This is a genomic window from Borrelia turicatae 91E135 (assembly GCF_000012085.2).
In the GTDB taxonomy this organism is placed as follows: domain Bacteria; phylum Spirochaetota; class Spirochaetia; order Borreliales; family Borreliaceae; genus Borrelia; species Borrelia turicatae.
On sequence record NC_008710.1, the window covers coordinates 251,340 to 269,155 of the forward strand.

Below are 17,816 nucleotides of genomic sequence, written 5' to 3' on the forward strand. Positions count from 1 at the left end.
TTTATAAAGAAAAGAGTATCTCACTTAAGCAAATTTATAAGCAATCCTTGAATTTCCTCAATACTGCTTAAAAGTTTAATCTGAGAAACTTGATTTTGCAAAACAGAATAAGCAAGCCTATCAAGCTTTTCATTAATAATCCTAATAATGCGATATTTGGGTCTTTTAAGCTCTCCATTATTACCTCCCTTTTGTTCTTTAAGCGAAATAGAAAATGATAAAACAATAGATAAAAATTCTCCTATAGTTTTTTTATAAAAAATTACATTTTGACGAGAAGGTTCACTTAACAGCTTTTCACCAACATCATTAATCTTGTCTAACATATCTTTAATTAATTCAAGATTAAATTCACCATTTTCAAAAACAATAAAATGCTTATCTTCTCTTACAAGTTCGGCTTTAAATATCGAAGAAAAAATATTTGCTCTATTGACATTAACTTTCTTCTTTGCGGCCTTATAATCTTTTGAATCAAGATTTAAAACTCCTGCAACCAAATTATTAATCTTCATCTATCTTGCTCGTCATCAAATAAGTACTTATCACACTCATCTATGCAAGCATCCTTAGTTGATTCTTCCCGACTCATTTCCTTATTTACTTCAATTAAAACATCTTCATCAACCTTATAAGAACCCGTATAAATCAACACATCTTTTTCAGAAAAACTAAGACTTCCAATACCAATATTCATATACCCATCAATAATTGCTCCTTCTTCAACCTCAATTGACTTACATGAAATATTGCCAATAATGCATCCTGACTGAAAAATCTTAATTTTATTGCTAGCCTGCACATTTCCAAGAACTATTCCAGAAACAACAACCTCATTTGCATTAATATTTGACTTAACTCGTCCTGCCTCTCCAATTATAACTCTTTTAGTAGAATTAATAGTGCCTAAAAAATCACCATCAATTCGAATAAAATTATTTGAAATTAGTTCTCCTTTAAAAAAATCACCTTTTCCAACAATTGTTTTTACATCAGCAAAAATAAAAGATGACGAAATTTTCTTATCCTTTTTAATACTCAATAGATTCAACATTTATTTTGAAGCCCCCGTTGCTAAATTTAAATACATATCAGGATTTACAACTTGAGATCCTATGCGAACCTCATAGTGAAGATGCGGACCTGTTGAATACCCTGTTTGACCAAGAAAACCAATTACTTGGCCCTTCCTAACATAAGAACCCTTAGAAATATTTAAACGAGACATATGCGCATAAAGAGTCGAGAGTCCATACTTATGCTTAATTTGAACAAAGTTACCATAACCTGTTACCTGATAACTAGCTCTAATAACTTCACCATCAGCAGCTGCCACAATAGCTGTTCCAATTCTCACACCTGCAAGATCTATACCCTTATGAATATACCATTGTCTGGTAAAAGGCTCAATAGCCGGACCAAAATGAAGAGAAACAATACCATCTCCTTTAACAATCGGCCAAAGCGAAGGAATATCATTTAATAATTTATTTTGAGAATGAAGTAATTTAACAATACTCTTAAGGGGAGAAATTGACCCTTCTATTGTATTCTTAACATTCTTAAGATCATTTAATTCTTTAAGTGCATTAGCTTCTAACATTTGCAAATCAAGAAAATCCGCAAGATCCCCATCTAATTTACTTCGATTTAGATCAATATTACTCTCTTTTATTTTTAAGGAAACGTTAAGTTCATCCAAAACTTTAGAAAAATTACTAGCAACAGAATTAATTTCTACAACTGTGTTTCTAAAATCCTCAATTTCAGATTCAGCAAGTGCATAATTTTTCTCAGTAGACTTAACAATAGATTTAAGAGTAACATAATTAATAGAAAGCAAAACAAACCCTATAAAAATAAAAAGAAAAAATAAAAAAAATAAAAATAGAGTTAAGAAAGAAATCTTTATATTCTTAACATCCCCTTTAACATGAGGAATAATCATAAAGCTAATATTTTGCCTAAAAATTGAGTAAACATTACTTAAAAGTTTAAGAAAGGAACTAAAAATCGTAAAAAAGATCTTATCTAATTTTTTAAAAAAAGATAAAATTCTAAAACCTTTTCTGTCTCTCATCACAAACCCCTCACCACTTATTCACTAATCAATAGAGATTTCAACATTTAAAACCTATTTGAAAGCCACAAATTCTGATTTAATGATTTTAATGTTTAATACCAAGTAACACCACCAAATTCTAAAATTTATCTTCCATATAATCACTATCTCCATTAAATCATAAATTATCTCTATAAGTACAATAGAAATACCAAAAATATACATAAATGATTTATTATTATATACAATGAAAACATTATTCTTTGCAACTACTAATATAAATAAAATAAACGAAGTAAAACAAATTTTAGATATACCTAACATAAAAATCAAAATTCCCAAAAACTTCGATGTAAAAGAGACAGGTAAAACTTTTAAAGAAAACTCTTTGCTCAAAGCAAAAACTCTATTTGAATCTTTAGATAAAAAAAAACCTGTTTTTAGTGAGGATTCTGGATTATGCATAAAAGCTTTAAATTTGGAACCTGGAATTTATTCTAAAAGATATGATCAATACAAATTAGGAAAAAAACTAGGAACAAATGAAAAAAACCATCTTATTATAGACTTAATGAAAGACAAAGAAAATAGAACAGCATATTTTATATGTATAGTTAGTCATATCTCTATAGACGGAACAATAACCAATTTTGAAGGCATCCTCAATGGAACAATTGCTTTGGATATTGATTGTTACAAAAAAAACGGATTTGGATATGATCCAATATTTTTAACTGCAAATAATAAAAGACTCAGTGAATTAACTCTTACAGAAAAAAACAAAATATCCCATAGAGGAATTGCATTTGCTAAATTTAAAAAATTTTTAATGCAATCTTTGAATTGATACCAAAAAAAACAGATTTTAAAAAACAACATAAATCAAGTATTCAACTCAATTGTAAAATTACAAGTAAAGATTTAAAATGGTTATTATTTATAAATCACAATTAGTGTCATATTAACAAGGAGCAAGTCTGATGATAGAGAGAAGTAAAATTAATGAAGATGACAAGTGGGACTTATCTTCTCTATTTAAAAACAATGAAGAATACAAGGAAACAGTCGAAAAAATAAAACTAAAACTTCAAGACTTCAAGGAATACGAAAAATTAGAATTCAACCTAAACATCTTTAAACAAGCATTAAATGATTACTATGAAATCGAAGAAGAACTGGAAAGAACAGTATATTACACACAAATTCAATTAGAAACAGATGTAAGCAATCAGACCTCAAACGAACTTCGCGCAATCAATATCAACTTAGAAACATACGCATCAAATTCCACCTCATTTTTTATACCAAAAATTTTAAAAACAGATACAAACCAAATAAGAGAATGGCTGCAGGACATAGAACTCAAAGATAAAAAAATAGCTATTGAAAAAATCTTAAGAGAAAAAGAACACGTCTTAAGCAAAGACGAAGAGAGAATACTAGCTAACTATACATCTCTTTATTCATCTTATAATGATATATTCTCTGTATTAACAAATGCGGACATGGAATTTGGAGAAATTGATGGTAAACCATTAAGTAATGCCACTTACAGTCTATTTCTTCAAAATGAAAATCAAGAAATAAGAAGAGAAGCTTTTTTGAAATTTTATCAAGAATATAAAAAACATGAAAATACATTATCCAACCTCTTAATTGCCGATATCAATAAAAATAAATTTTTAGCCAAAACAAGAAAATTTAAAGATACTATTTCAATGAAACTTTTTCAAAACAATATTGATAAGAAAGTTTATATGAACTTAATTGAAACAGTTAATGAAAATTTATCTGTACTTCATGAATATTACGAATTTAGAAAAAATATACTTAACCAAGAATATCTTAATCATTACGATGTCTATGTTCCTCTAACAAAAAATATCAAATTCAAAAACTCCTTTAAAGAAGCCTGTGATAAAATTTTAAAATCGCTAGAAATACTAGGAAGCGAATATACCGAAGTACTAAGAAAAGGACTCTTAGAAGAACGTTGGGTTGACAAATATGAAAATAAAGGAAAAAGAGCAGGGGCATTTAGTGCAGGATCATATAATGGAAAACCTTATATATTAATGAATTACAAAGATGAATCAATAAGAGATATGTTTACCCTGGCCCATGAAGCAGGACACTCCATGCATTCCTATTTCAGTATCAAAAATAATCCATTTCCTCAATATCAATATTCTATTTTTGAAGCAGAAATAGCATCCACAGTGAATGAGCAAATACTTGCAGACTACTTACTAAAAAATGAAAATGATATCGAAAAAATAAAATACATTAAATTAAACCAAATCGATGACCTACTTGCAACATTTTTCAGGCAAACAATGTTTGCCGAATTTGAATATATCATTCATGAAATGATCAATAAAGATGAGCCAGTGGTAAAAGAAACACTTAAGCAAACCTATTTAAACTTACTAAAAAAATACTTTGGTCCAAATTTTAAACTCGATGAAAACAGTTCACTCGAATGTCTTAGAATTCCTCATTTTTACTCACCATTTTACGTATATCAATACGCAACAGGCATCACAGCTGCTCTTTTGATATATAAAAACATAAAAAATAACAAAAAAGATGCTACTAAAAATTACATAAATTTTTTGAAAATAGGGGGTTCAAAATATCCCTTAGAATCCTTAAAAGTTACCGGTGTTGATTTAAGCTTAAAATCAACAATAAAAAATACAATTAATATATTCAAAGAACGTCTTGAAGATGTAAAAAAATTATTTGAATAAAGGAGTAAGCTTTGAAAAAATTATTAAATCTTATTTTAGCCTGGTCAGTACATATTTTAACAGCTTCCGGATTAATAGTTAGTCTTTACTCAATAATATCCATAATAAACACAGATTATAATCTTTTATTAAAACTTACCATCCTTGGACTTTTAATTGATGGGATTGATGGTACACTGGCAAGAAAATTAAAAATAAAAGAAATAATTCCAACAATAAATGGAGAACTCCTTGACAATATAGTAGACTACATAAACTATACGTTCATTCCCACAATATTTTTTTATTACGGTAACTTCATAAGCAATGAATACAAAATAATAACTTGCATTGGAATTTTATTGGCATCAGCATACCAATTCTCAAGATTAGACGCAAAAACTAGCGACGATTACTTTAGAGGTTTTCCATCTTTATGGAATTTTTTAATAATCTTTAACATAATTTTCAAATTAGACCAAATCACAAACCTTAGTATAATATTATTATGTATCATATTCAGTTTTGTACCAATTAAAGTCATCTACCCTTCAAAAACAAAAGAATTCAAATATATAACACTTCCTGTAACAGTAATAGCAGCCCTATCAGTAATACTTATAACATTCGCAAAGCTGCCAGACACTTACTTAAAGATAGGTAAAACACTAATAATTTTTTATTGTCTATATCTAATCTTAATGAGCATATATTTAACTTACAAGACAAAAAAAAAATAACGAGGTATTATGCATATCATACTAGAATTTATAGATCTCAATATAGCTTATTCACCAATTGTATTTTTCGGACTACTTATTCTTGCAGGTTTTAACATTCCCATTTCTGAAGATGCAATAGTAATAATGGGTGGCATACTTTCTAGTCGAAAAAATGAGTATACAATCTTAATCTTCCTAGGAATTTTCTGGGGTGCTTATATTGGCGATATAATTTCATTTTATATAGGCAAATTCTTAGCTAACAAATTCTTAAAACAAAAAAAACAAACAAATAAATTGATCGATAAAATGAATTATTACTATAAACGCTACGGAAGCTTAACTTTACTATTTGGAAGATTTATTCCATTTGGATTTAGAAACGCAATATTTATATCAGCAGGAATGGGAAACATGAGTACCAGTAACTTTCTTATAACTGACTTTTTTGCAGCCATGATATCAATTACAACTTACTTTACACTAAGCTTTAAGATAGGTGAATCGTTTAAATTAATCTTTCCTAAAATTAGGATCATATCACTAATAGCACTTATCATCATCACAATAATAATTTTAATAATTTACATTATAAGAAAGAAAAAAATTAAAAAAGTTGACAAACTTTTCAAATAGCAAATATAATATGTATGCGCTGTGGTGGTGGAAGTGGTATACACGCTAGCTTGAGGGGCTAGTGGGCGTAAGCCCATGCTGGTTCAAGTCCAGTCCACAGCATGCTTTAAGAGCAAATCTAACGTTACAAACTGTTAAGTTAATAAAAGGATTAAATATTTAATTTGCTTTTCAATGAAGTGACTATGAATATAAAAATGCTATATAAACCTTAAATAAAATATTACTATTTACTGAGGGGCAGATGTCTGAATACAATTTTACCAAAATAGAAAAAAAATGGCAGAATTATTGGGATAAACATAAAACATATAAAGTTAATGAAGATCCAAATATTCCTAAAGAGAAAAGAATCTATATTCTTGATATGTTCCCCTACCCTTCAGCTAATGGACTCCATGTCGGTCATCCTGAAGGTTACACAGCAACTGACATATTAACAAGATATAAACTCTTAAATGGGTTTAATGTACTTCACCCAATGGGATTTGACAGTTTTGGATTACCCGCAGAAAATTACGCAATACAAACAGGGGAGCATCCCAAAAAAATAACAGAAAAAAATATTGAAAAATTTAAAGAACAAATTAAAGCATTAGGATTTGCCTATGATTGGGATAGAGAAATCAGAACCCACGATGAAAATTACTACAAATGGACACAATGGATTTTTCTAAAACTATACAAAAAAGGTCTAGCTTACATAAAAGAAATGCCCGTATGGTACTGTCCTGATCTTGGGACAGTATTATCGAACGAAGAAGTTATCCAAACACCTGATGGGCCCAGATCTGAGAGGGGTTTCCATAAAGTACAAAGAAAACCTTTAAGACAATGGGTTCTTAAGATCACAGAATATGCAGAGAGGCTAATTAAAGATCTTGAAGAGATAGACTGGCCTGAATCTGTTAAAGAAATGCAAAAAAATTGGATTGGAAAATCAATAGGAGCCGAGATTGAATTCTCAATAAAGGCAAGCAAAGAAAAGATAAAAGTATTTACAACAAGACCAGACACAATTTTTGGAGTAACATATTTAGTACTGGCACCAGAGCATAACATAGTAGATAAAATCACAAAAGATGAACTTAAAACTATAATTGCAGAATATAAAGACAAAGAAATCCTTAAAAGCGATCTTGAAAGAACTTCTCTTGAAAAAGATAAAACAGGAGTATTTACAGGAGCATATGCTATTAATCCAATAACTGAAGAAGAAATCCCAATCTGGATAGGCAGCTATGTACTTGGAATTTATGGTACTGGAGCTGTGATGAGTGTCCCAGCACATGACGAGAGAGATTTTGAATTTGCAAAAAAATACAACCTGCCAATCAAACAAGTAGTGTCTCAAACAGGAAACAATGAAATACTAACAAAACCATTTACTGAGAATGGCATTTCAATTAACACCCCAGAAGAATTTAACAACCTCAAAACTGAAAAGGTAAAAACGAAAGTAATAGAATGGCTTACAAAAAACAAAAAGGGTCAAAAAAAAGTCAATTATAAACTTAGGGATTGGATTTTTTCAAGACAAAGATACTGGGGTGAACCCATTCCTATTATAATTGATGATGATTTAAATGAAATACCATTAGAAGAAGATGAATTACCTTTAAGACTCCCAGAAATAGAAAATTATAAACCATCAGATACAGGCGAATCTCCTCTCTCAAAAGTCCAAAATTGGGTAAATGTTAAACGTAATGGCAAAATATACAAAAGAGAAACAAACACAATGCCTCAATGGGCAGGTTCCTGCTGGTATTACATACGTTACCTTGATCCAAATAACGAAAAAGAATTTGCAAGTAAAGAAAAAATTAATTACTGGATGCCCGTTGATCTTTATATTGGAGGTGCTGAGCACTCAGTATTACACTTGCTATACGCAAGATTTTGGCACAAAGTTCTCTATGATCTAGGATATGTCAATACAAAAGAACCCTTTAAAAAACTCATAAACCAAGGAATGATAACATCATTTGCATATCAAGATGAAAATGGCATTTTAATTCCCAATGATGAGGTTAAAAAGAGAGATAATAAGTTTTTTTCCAAAACAAATAATAAGGAACTAAAACAAATAATTGCCAAAATGTCAAAATCACTCAAAAATATAATAAATCCAGATGATATTATTAAAGAATACGGCGCAGATTCAATGAGAATCTACGAAATGTTCATGGGACCTTTAACTGATTCAAAACCTTGGAATACACAAGGACTAATTGGAATTTTTAGATTCTTAAACAAAATATGGGCTATTAAAAACAAAGAACTAACAAAAGAATCAGCAGCAAAAGAAATAATATCCGGACTTCACAAAACAATAAAAAAAGTAACAGAAGATATAGAAAATTTAAATTTTAATACCGCGATTTCATCATTGATGATATTTATAAATGAACTTTTAAAACATGATAAAAATTATTTAGAAATCTTCAAACCCCTAACCATTATCCTAGCACCATTTGCGCCTCATTTAGGAGAAGAACTATGGGAGTATATGGGAGAACAACCTAGTATATTCAAAAACGCAAAGTGGCCAAAATACGATCCAAATCTCATTATTGATAATACAAGAGAGATTGTACTACAAGTTAACGGAAAAATTAAAGACAAAATTATATTAAACAAAGGCATAAATGAGGACACTCTTAAAGATATTGCACTTAAAAATCATAAAATCATGCAAAATATACAAAATAAGCAAATAATAAAGATCATTACGGTCAAAGATAAACTTATAAATATAGTAACAAAATAACGAGGCAAAAATGGATTTGGAAACCCTAAGCATTAAATACAGAGTTTTTATATTAATAATATTTACATTAATAACAATTTTTTTAGGATTTTTCCTAAAAAACATAAAATTCGATTCCAATATTTTGAAACTTATCCCAAAAAACAAAAAAACCGAAAAAATAATAGACATAGACAAAAGTAATTCTCTATTATCAACAATAGTAATGTTTAAAGACAAAAAAAGTATTTTTAATAAAGAAACCTTTGGAAAAATTAATAAAGTAGCAAATGATATAACCAAAATACTCAAAGTAACACCCAACTCTGTTACAAGTATATTTACTTACTTTCCACAATTTAAAAAAGATGTATACACAGATGAAGACATAACTGAAATAAGAAACAAAGTAAATTCATCATCATTCATAAAAAACATATTCTTAAATGATGATGCGACTTTAATATACTTTATAGTCATATCAACAACAGACGACAAAACAAATTTTAGCCGAAGTTTAAAGAATGAACTTGAAGCAATGGAAGCGGCAATTAAAAGATATGAGACTGATGATCTTAAACTTTACTTAACAGGAGATCTTATAGTAAGGGAAAAAATACTTAACTACATGGCTGACGATTTTAAATTGTTAGGTCCACTTGCTACCCTTGTAGTAATTTTATCACTCTATTTTATTGTAAAAAATGTATTGGGAGCAATACTTCCTGTACTTATTGCAACATTTGCACTAATTTGGACATTTGGAATCAAAAGCATTGTTATGTCCCCCATTACTGTTCCAGAAACCACAATGGTCGTTCTCCTTATTTCGATTGGATGTGCTAATGCTGTACATATAATAAATGGAATATTAAAGAGAATAAAAAACGAACCTTTCACTGAAAAAACAATAATAACTACAATTAAAACTCTAAGAACACCAATAATTTTAACTTCTCTTACAACAGCTTTCGGATTTTTATCATTAATAAGTTCTTCAATTCAAGCATACAAAACAATGGGAATTTTTATGTCAACAGGGGTCATTATTGCAATGCTTATGTCCTTATTAGTGCTTCCTGGAATACTAACCTACATACCATTTAAATACAAAAACAAAGAGAATAAAAATGCAAAAAACGATTTTCTTGAAAAACTTTCACTGATAAACCAAACAGTTACACAATGGATATTAAATAACAAATATCTCTCATCTATCATAACTCTAATTATTTTATTAACCTCAATTATAGGTCTTTTTAAAATAGAAATTAACTTTGACGAGAAAGATTATTTTAAAGAAAATACAAGTGTCAAACAAACACTTAATTTAATGCAAAAAGAAATAGGGGGAACATCTATCATCAAAATTGAAATTAATGGAACTACTGGTGAATTCAAAAATGAAAAAAATATGAAAAATTTGGATTTAATTACAGACAATCTTGATAAATTTACTGAAAAAACACAATCCAGTTCAATAAATGGAATTATAAGACTGATGAATTTCAAATTCAAAAAAGAAAATCCAAAAGAATATAGACTTCCTGAAAATCAAGCTATTTTAAACAAGTTAATACTCTTAATTAGTAGAAGCAATTCTATTAAGAACATGACTAAGATGTACATTAATGATGATTGGTCTCAGATATCAATTATTGTGAGAACTGACCAAAATTCAACTGAAGAAATCAAAAATTTTGCCAACTATGCAAGCAATTTGATTGAAGAATACATGCCAGGACATGAATATAACTTCTCAGGAGCGTATGACAAAATATTAATATCTAAAACCATGGTGGTAGAACAAGTCACAAATATTATTACAACACTCAGTGCAATAACAATATTGCTAATGTTATTCTTCAAATCCATTAAAACCGGAATAATAATTGTGATTCCAGTAGCCTGGTCAGTATTTTTAAATTTTGCTGTAATGAAACTTTTCGGAATAACACTCAATCCTGCAACAGCAACAATTGCATCCGTTAGTATGGGTATAGGGGTAGATTACTCCATTCATTTCTTTAATGCATTTATATTAAATTATCAAACAACTAAAGATTATAAAAAAGCTTTAATTAAATCAATTCCCAATGTATTTAATGGAATATTTGCAAATTCAATATCAGTAGGAATAGGATTTTTAACATTAATATTTTCTACTTATAAAATAATCGCAACACTGGGCGCAATCATAGCCTTTACAATGTTAACAACATCTCTTGCATCATTAACACTACTTCCATTACTAATTTACCTATTTAAACCCACAGTTAAAACACTAAAGACAACAAATGAAATATTAACAGAATGAAATAATTCTGCTCAAAAAATAGTAAAAGTCAAAATAAAACTTAAAGTCTTTTAAAATTCTAAAATAATAATTTAATAACTTCTCTCATATTATCTACAAGATGAAAATTTATGCCATTCTTGATGTTAATAGGAATATCATCAAGATCCACTTTATTTGATTTAGGAATAATAATATGCTCAAGTCCACTTCGTTTAGCAGCTATTATTTTCGCTCTCAATCCCCCAATAGCCATTACATTACCTGTTAATGATAACTCTCCAGTCATAGCCAAATGAGGTCTCACCACTTTATTAAGAGCTAAAGATATAAAAGCACTAGCAATAGTAATACCAGCCGAAGGTCCATCCTTTGGTATAGCCCCTTCTGGAATATGCAAATGAATCATATATTTTTCAAAAAAAGACTTATTTAACTTAAGCTCATTACTAATGCTATTTACATAAGTAAACGCGATATTTGCAGATTCCTTCATCACATCTCCAAGTCTACCTGTCAACTTAATACCAGGGGACTTAGACTCAGTTTTTACAGTTTCAATTACCAAAGTTGATCCACCATAATTAGTCCAAGCAAGACCCATTACCATTCCTGGAGACATGACTTTATGCAAAAATTCTTCTTTTCTAAATACAGGAATACCAATATATTCTTCTAAATTTTCCTTAGAAATCTGGTATGCTTTAACAGACTTATCTTCAATAAGCTTTCTTGCAACTTTTCTAACAATTTGTTTTAAATACTTTTCAAAATTCCTAAGCCCATTATCTCTTGCATATTCCCTAGCAATTTGAACAAGAGCTGAACCTTGAAATTTTAAGGAATCTTTATTAACACCATTTTCATTTAAGACCTTTGGTATTAAATACTTTCTTGCTATCTCTATTTTTTCATCATCAACATATCCTGAAAGCTGAATTATTTCCATTCTATTTAATAAAGGCGTAGGTATTGTCTCAAGAGAATTGGCTGTTAAAATAAAAAACACATTAGAAATATCAAAAGGCAAATCAAGATAATGATCTCTAAAATTAATATTTTGCTCAGGATCTAAAACCTCAAGAAGAGCTGAGAATGGATCTCCATAATTAGATGCTGAAACCTTATCAATTTCATCTATTAAAAAAACAGGAGAGTTGGTCTTTGTAATTCTTAGCCCTTGGATAATTTTCCCAGGTAATGCTCCAACATAAGTTCTTCTATGCCCTTTAATCTCTGACTCATCTTTCATACCACCTACAGAAAATCTAAAAAATTTTGTTTTCAGAACTTCAGCAATAGCTGTTCCTATCGAAGTTTTACCAACTCCAGGAGGTCCAACTAAAAGCATAATAGCTCCTTTTTGAGATTTTCTTAATTTAAGAACAGAAATATATTCAATAATTCTATCTTTAACTTCTCTCATTCCATAATGCGTCTTATCTAAAATCTTTTCTGCCCTTTGCAAATTAAATTTATCAAAATTAACTTTAGATTCTCCCCAAGGAAGGTTAGTAATAAGTTCAAGATAATTTCTAACCACAATATACTCAGATGAATGCTTTTCAAGAAATGAAAATTTTTCAAGTTCCCTCTCAACTGCTTCTAAAGCTTCTCCTTTTAAAGCTAAAGAATCGATCTTGGCTTTAAGTTTTAAAAATTCATTACTTTTTTCATCTCCTACACCAAGTTCAGCCTTAATAGCTTTAAGTTGTTCCTTTAAAAAAAATTCTTTTTGTTGTTTTTCTAACTTTTCCTGAATGCCCTTAGCAATTTTATTTTGAATCTCAATTAAATTTAATTCTTCATAAATCAATTCCAAGACCTTTTTTAGCCTATCCTTAACACTTAAAGTTTCAAGCACTTCTTGATGAGCATCTTTTGAAGATGAAATCATTCCTGCAACAACATCACACAATCTACCTTTATCTTCAATGTTAACCATATTTAACTGAAATTCGGGCATCTTTCTATGTGAGAATATTTCTTTAGTTCTAAGCAAAATACTACTATAAATTGCCTTTGACTGAACATCATCTTTTTTAATCGGAATTTGCTTTAAATAATCAACTTCAATTATCGGAAAATCTTCATTAAGAACAACCTTGACAAACTTCACTCTATCAATAGTTGAAACAAAAATATTATATCCACCATCAGGAAGATTAATTTTCTTAACTATTTTAGCAGTAATACCAACAGAATAAATATCCTTTTTATAATTGATAATTAATTTATCATTTTTAGTTCTTGATTTTTCTAAAAATTTATCACGTAATACGAATAAGGAGATAATGCCGTTACCTTTAATCACATAATCAACAGCCTTCATATCAGTATCAGAGACTATAACAATTGGAATAAACATACCTGGAAACACAGGATGTGATGGCACAGCAATTAAAGGTACTCTCACAGGCTTATCAAAATGCGGCAGAATGCCTCCAGAGTTTTTTGAACGCTTTTTTCCCTTAGAAACAGTATTTTTTACTTCTTCCATAGAATATTTAATCTCCTTAAGCTTCATTATAACAAAAGAAAATTTTTCTGAGAATTCATTTAATAATGAATTCTTTTATTATACAATAGTTATAATGCAGTTTAATAAAGTTAATGCTATCATAACAAATTTATATCATAAAAAAAGTTATTCTCTGTTAAATCTATTTCATTCAAAAGGAATTATTCACACAATAATTTATAATTCTACTATAAAAAAATTTAAATCAAACATCAATAACCTAGTAAAAGCCAATTTCGAGATAGTGAAAGAAAAGAATTTATGCAAAATAATAGAAGTTAATGATGAAGAATTTATAATGCAAGATTTAATCTATGAAAAACTAATAATTATTTATCTTTGGATCAAGCTTATTAATTTAAGCTTTGATGATGGGGAATGCTTTAAGTTATTTATCGAAGCAACAGAGATACTAAATACCACAAGCTTAGAAAAAGCACAATTAATTGACTTACAATACAAAACAAGATTTTTAATAATAAAGGGATTTTTATACTTATCAAAATTATGTTTTCAATGTAATAAACAAATAGACAAGCATTACTACTATGATATCCACATTAACGGATTTAATTGCATAAAATGCACCAACAATCAAAATAACTATATTAATACAGGTAGTTTTAAATACTTAGAATATACAACTCAAAAAAACATCAAAGAAACCTTAAATGTAAATTTAATCAGTAAGTCAAAAGAACTTATCAAAATTATGATCAAAAATAAGATCAATACAGAATTTGAACAAACGCTACTTTAAATAAAGCAAACTGGAATAAGACATGAAAATTTGGGAAAAAAAAGAAATTGACATCAAAAAAGAAAATATAATCAATATTGCAAAAAAATATAATATTAGCATTCTTGAAGCAACACTGCTACTTAGAAGAGAAATAAAAGAAGAAGACTTTTTATTTTTTATTGAAAGTAGTGTAAATTTAATGCACAATCCATTCTTATTAAAAAATATAAACAAATTCATTTATAGAATGAATGAAGCCATTGCAGAAAAGGAAAATGTATTAATCTTTGGAGACAAAGATGCCGACGGAATCACAGCTACAATAATAATGTATGAAACCCTTAAAGATTTTGGAATCAACGTAACCTATAAAATACCCTCTAATGGAGAATTTTATGGCCTTACAAAAGAGATCATTGATAAGGCATTGGAAGATAAAATATCAATAATAATTACCGTTGATTGTGGAATTTCTAACATTGAAGAAGCAAATTATGCAAGATCAAAAAACATAGAAGTAATAATTACAGATCATCATCTTCCAAACAAAGAAATTGACATAGAAAATATAATTATTGACCCTCATTTAAAAGGTGATCTCTCTCCATTTAAAGAAATAGCTGGATGTTATGTCAGTTTTAAAGCATGTCTTGCGCTCTACCTCTCCACTACCAATCTTTATAATAAAAACATGGTATTTTTATTCCTAGAAAGATTAAATAATAATATTACACTTCATGCAATAGAAATAAACAACTACATTTTAAAAAAGTATATAACTCTAGAAAGCAATAATGACTTACAAATCAATATTAATAAACTAGAAGAATTCTCACAAAGTAAATACATAATTGTATTTAATAAAGATGAACAGAATCAACTTCTAAATGAATTCTTTAATCACAAAATAGATATTGAAACAATTGATATTAGTGAAAATTTTGTCAAAAAATATCCTAAATTTGCTAAAAAAACACTAAAAGAACTCATGCAAATTACCAAATATTTTAAATATAGAGAAATTAATATTAAAGAAAAACTATATTACATATTTTACAACATAATATTTGCAATAAATAAAGATTTACTAAAAAACTGCCTTAAGAGACTTAAATTTGTCGCAATAGGAACTATTGCTGATAATATGCCAATTATTAATGAAAATCGAATAGTTGTAAGAGAAGGACTTAAAGAAATCGCACTAAGAGAAAACATATCCATCAATTATCTATTAAAAGAGGCCAATATACTAACAAAACCAATGATCACTGCAACAGATATTGCGTTTAAAATTGCTCCAATATTAAATTCAACAGGAAGACTTGAAAAAGCAGATATTACAATTCAATTTTTATTAACCGAAGATATTAATCAAATAGAAAATAAGTTTAAAGAAATTAAAAACATAAATATTTTAAGAAAACGCAAAGAAGATATATCTTGGAATACACATAATGAGAATATTATTTTTAAAAATGATAAATTCATAGTATGTTATGACAAACATACTCCAAAAGGAATTAGTTCTAGAATGGCAACAAGACTTTCTACTTATTATCAAAAAGTTGCTGTTTTCTTAACAAGACAAGAAAATATAATTAAAGGATCCATAAGATCAAACAATAAAGTAAATTCAAAAGAATTAATTTCGATGATACCAAACCATTTAATAATAAATTCTGGTGGACACAAAGCCGCTGCCGGATTTACTCTATATGAGAGTGTATTAAATGAATTTATAAAAGAACTTGAAAACGCTCTTGAAAAAATAGAATACAAAGAATTATATGAGGATTCAATACTCATAGATGCGATTATACCTAAAGACTTTAATAAAAAAGAACTTTTAAAAATAATAAACTTATTTGAACCTTACGGACATGGTTTTAGAGAATTTGTTTTTATGATGGAAAATGTATACATTCAAGACCTCAGAACAATTGATAAAAATGGAAATTCAAAACATATAAGCATGAAAATCAAAAACAATAAAGATTATTATAAAGCTATCTACTTTAATGGAACTCAAAATATCCAAAAACTCGGTATCAAAGATGGCCAAAATATAGACATAATATGCACAATTAGTGAAGATCTTTACAATCAAAACGATAAAATTTTAAAAATTATTGATATCAAAAAGAGACAAAATTAGTGATTAACATCAAAAGCCTTTTATTTACATTCATAACAGGATTACTTAACATCAATGCAGTAAGTAATGATACCATAAAAAGTTACTATAAAAAAGAAACTTTCCAGGGAGATAATATTTACTTTGCAAGCAATAAAAATTTCAAAAAACTATCTCTTTTAGGTACAAATCAAAAACCTATTTTAAGTGCATCTCCTTTCAAATTCAACGCAGGAAACAGAGAATACCATATAGCACTAATAGGAATTACACCAATGATTAAAGAAGGAAAAAGGAAAATTAAAATAGAATTTGAACATAAAACATACATAAAAGAAATAGAGATAAAAAAACTCAAATTTAAAAAAACAACAGTAAAGCTTAATAAAAACAAATCCAAGCTTATTAAAAGTCAACAATCACCTAAAGAAAAAAAACAAGCTCTCACATTATGGAATATAATTGGAAATATAGGAGATACAACAATTTACCACTATGATACATTGGTTTATCCAATCAAAGATCAATACAAAATAACCAGTCCTTACGGAGACCAAAGAATTTATATGCAAGACAAAAAAAAAATATCAAGCCATAAAATGCATAATGGAAAAGATTATGCCCCACTTAAAAGAGAAAAAACACCTATTTTCGCAGCTGGTAGAGGCAAAGTAGTATTCGCAAGAGATAGAGAAATTACTGGTAAAACCGTAATAATTCAACATTTACCAGGAGTATTTACAATTTATTTACATCTCTCAAAATTTGGAGTTAAAGAGAATACAATAGTAAATACAGGTGAATACATTGGTCATGTTGGCAACACAGGAATTTCAACAGGACCTCATCTACATTTTGAAGTTAGAATTAATGGAGTTGCAGTAAACCCAGATTTTTTCTTAGAACAAATGCTTATTGACAAAAATCAAATAATCAATAACACTAAAAGGATAGAGTAAAAACAAGGAGGTGATTTTTTTGATAACTGTCAATGTTGACAAAAATGAAGGCTTAGAAAAAGCACTAAAACGTTTCAAAAGAATGATTGAAAAAGAAGCAATAATTAGAGAATGGAAAAGAAGAGAATATTATGAAAAACCATCCACCATTCGCGTCAAAAAAGAAAAAGCATTCAAAAGAAAACAAGCAAAAAAAGTAAGAAAGTTAAAACAAAAAATCGGGAAATAATAAAATAGGGATATTCATATTGAATGTCCTT

At 28.3% G+C, this 17,816-nt stretch carries 14 protein-coding genes and 1 tRNA gene; 11 read left to right on the top strand and 4 right to left on the bottom strand.

The features are described from left to right. Positions 1 to 20: 20 nt before the first annotated feature. Genes BT0_RS01205 through BT0_RS01215 form a run of 3 tightly spaced genes read right to left on the bottom strand, consistent with a single transcriptional unit; the run spans position 21 to position 2,080 of the window. Positions 21 to 515, bottom strand: a complete 495-nt coding sequence (locus BT0_RS01205; RefSeq protein ID WP_011772200.1) for a YaaR family protein — start codon at positions 513 to 515, stop codon at positions 21 to 23. After that, positions 512 to 1,054 (bottom strand): bactofilin family protein, encoded by a 543-nt coding sequence (locus BT0_RS01210; protein WP_011772201.1) that lies wholly within the window; start codon positions 1,052 to 1,054, stop codon positions 512 to 514. Before BT0_RS01210 ends, BT0_RS01205 begins: the two co-directional genes overlap by 4 nt. Then, positions 1,055 to 2,080 carry a M23 family metallopeptidase gene (locus BT0_RS01215; protein ID WP_041178433.1) on the bottom strand — a complete coding sequence of 342 codons (1,026 nt, stop codon included), beginning with the start codon at positions 2,078 to 2,080 and terminating at the stop codon, positions 1,055 to 1,057. Between the two features lie 229 nt (positions 2,081 to 2,309). Here BT0_RS01215 and rdgB point away from each other — a divergent pair, with 229 nt between their 5' ends. The 7 genes from rdgB (at position 2,310) to BT0_RS01250 (ending at position 11,221) form a co-directional block, all read left to right on the top strand. Further along, a complete protein-coding gene (gene rdgB, locus BT0_RS01220) occupies positions 2,310 to 2,909 on the top strand; it encodes an RdgB/HAM1 family non-canonical purine NTP pyrophosphatase (RefSeq protein WP_011772203.1) in 600 nt (199 codons plus the stop codon). A gap of 133 nt (positions 2,910 to 3,042) precedes the next feature. Further along, complete coding sequence (gene pepF, locus BT0_RS01225; RefSeq protein WP_011772204.1) at positions 3,043 to 4,815, top strand: oligoendopeptidase F; 1,773 nt, start codon at positions 3,043 to 3,045, stop codon at positions 4,813 to 4,815. Between the two features lie 11 nt (positions 4,816 to 4,826). After that, entirely contained in the window at positions 4,827 to 5,534 is a 708-nt protein-coding gene (gene pcsA, locus BT0_RS01230; protein ID WP_011772205.1) for a phosphatidylcholine synthase, read from the top strand. 9 nt (positions 5,535 to 5,543) lie between these two features. Next, complete coding sequence (locus tag BT0_RS01235) at positions 5,544 to 6,152, top strand: DedA family protein (protein WP_011772206.1); 609 nt, start codon at positions 5,544 to 5,546, stop codon at positions 6,150 to 6,152. Between the two features lie 18 nt (positions 6,153 to 6,170). Continuing rightward, positions 6,171 to 6,254, top strand: a tRNA-Leu gene (locus tag BT0_RS01240). A gap of 142 nt (positions 6,255 to 6,396) precedes the next feature. Further along, complete coding sequence (gene leuS / locus BT0_RS01245; protein WP_011772207.1) at positions 6,397 to 8,925, top strand: leucine--tRNA ligase; 2,529 nt, start codon at positions 6,397 to 6,399, stop codon at positions 8,923 to 8,925. 10 nt (positions 8,926 to 8,935) lie between these two features. After that, a complete protein-coding gene (locus BT0_RS01250) occupies positions 8,936 to 11,221 on the top strand; it encodes an efflux RND transporter permease subunit (RefSeq protein ID WP_011772208.1) in 2,286 nt (761 codons plus the stop codon). 58 nt (positions 11,222 to 11,279) lie between these two features. Here the strand turns inward: BT0_RS01250 and lon are convergent, their stop codons facing one another. Further along, on the bottom strand, positions 11,280 to 13,727 hold the full coding sequence (gene lon, locus BT0_RS01255) for an endopeptidase La (protein ID WP_011772209.1): 2,448 nt from the start codon (positions 13,725 to 13,727) through the stop codon (positions 11,280 to 11,282). A 67-nt stretch (positions 13,728 to 13,794) separates the two neighbouring features. On the opposite strand from lon, the gene BT0_RS01260 reads away from it, so the two are divergent. The 4 genes from BT0_RS01260 to rpsU are packed head-to-tail and all read left to right on the top strand — an operon-like array spanning position 13,795 to position 17,785. Next, positions 13,795 to 14,481 (top strand): hypothetical protein, encoded by a 687-nt coding sequence (locus tag BT0_RS01260; RefSeq protein ID WP_011772210.1) that lies wholly within the window; start codon positions 13,795 to 13,797, stop codon positions 14,479 to 14,481. 22 nt (positions 14,482 to 14,503) lie between these two features. Beyond that, a complete protein-coding gene (gene recJ, locus BT0_RS01265) occupies positions 14,504 to 16,618 on the top strand; it encodes a single-stranded-DNA-specific exonuclease RecJ (RefSeq protein WP_011772211.1) in 2,115 nt (704 codons plus the stop codon). Further along, positions 16,618 to 17,556 carry a M23 family metallopeptidase gene (locus BT0_RS01270; RefSeq protein WP_011772212.1) on the top strand — a complete coding sequence of 313 codons (939 nt, stop codon included), beginning with the start codon at positions 16,618 to 16,620 and terminating at the stop codon, positions 17,554 to 17,556. The genes recJ and BT0_RS01270 overlap by 1 nt, the downstream gene beginning before the upstream one ends. 19 nt (positions 17,557 to 17,575) lie before the next feature. Next, the gene (gene rpsU, locus BT0_RS01275) at positions 17,576 to 17,785 is read left to right on the top strand and encodes a 30S ribosomal protein S21 (protein ID WP_025375292.1); all 210 of its coding nucleotides are present in this window, start codon (positions 17,576 to 17,578) and stop codon (positions 17,783 to 17,785) included. Positions 17,786 to 17,816 lie beyond the last annotated feature (31 nt).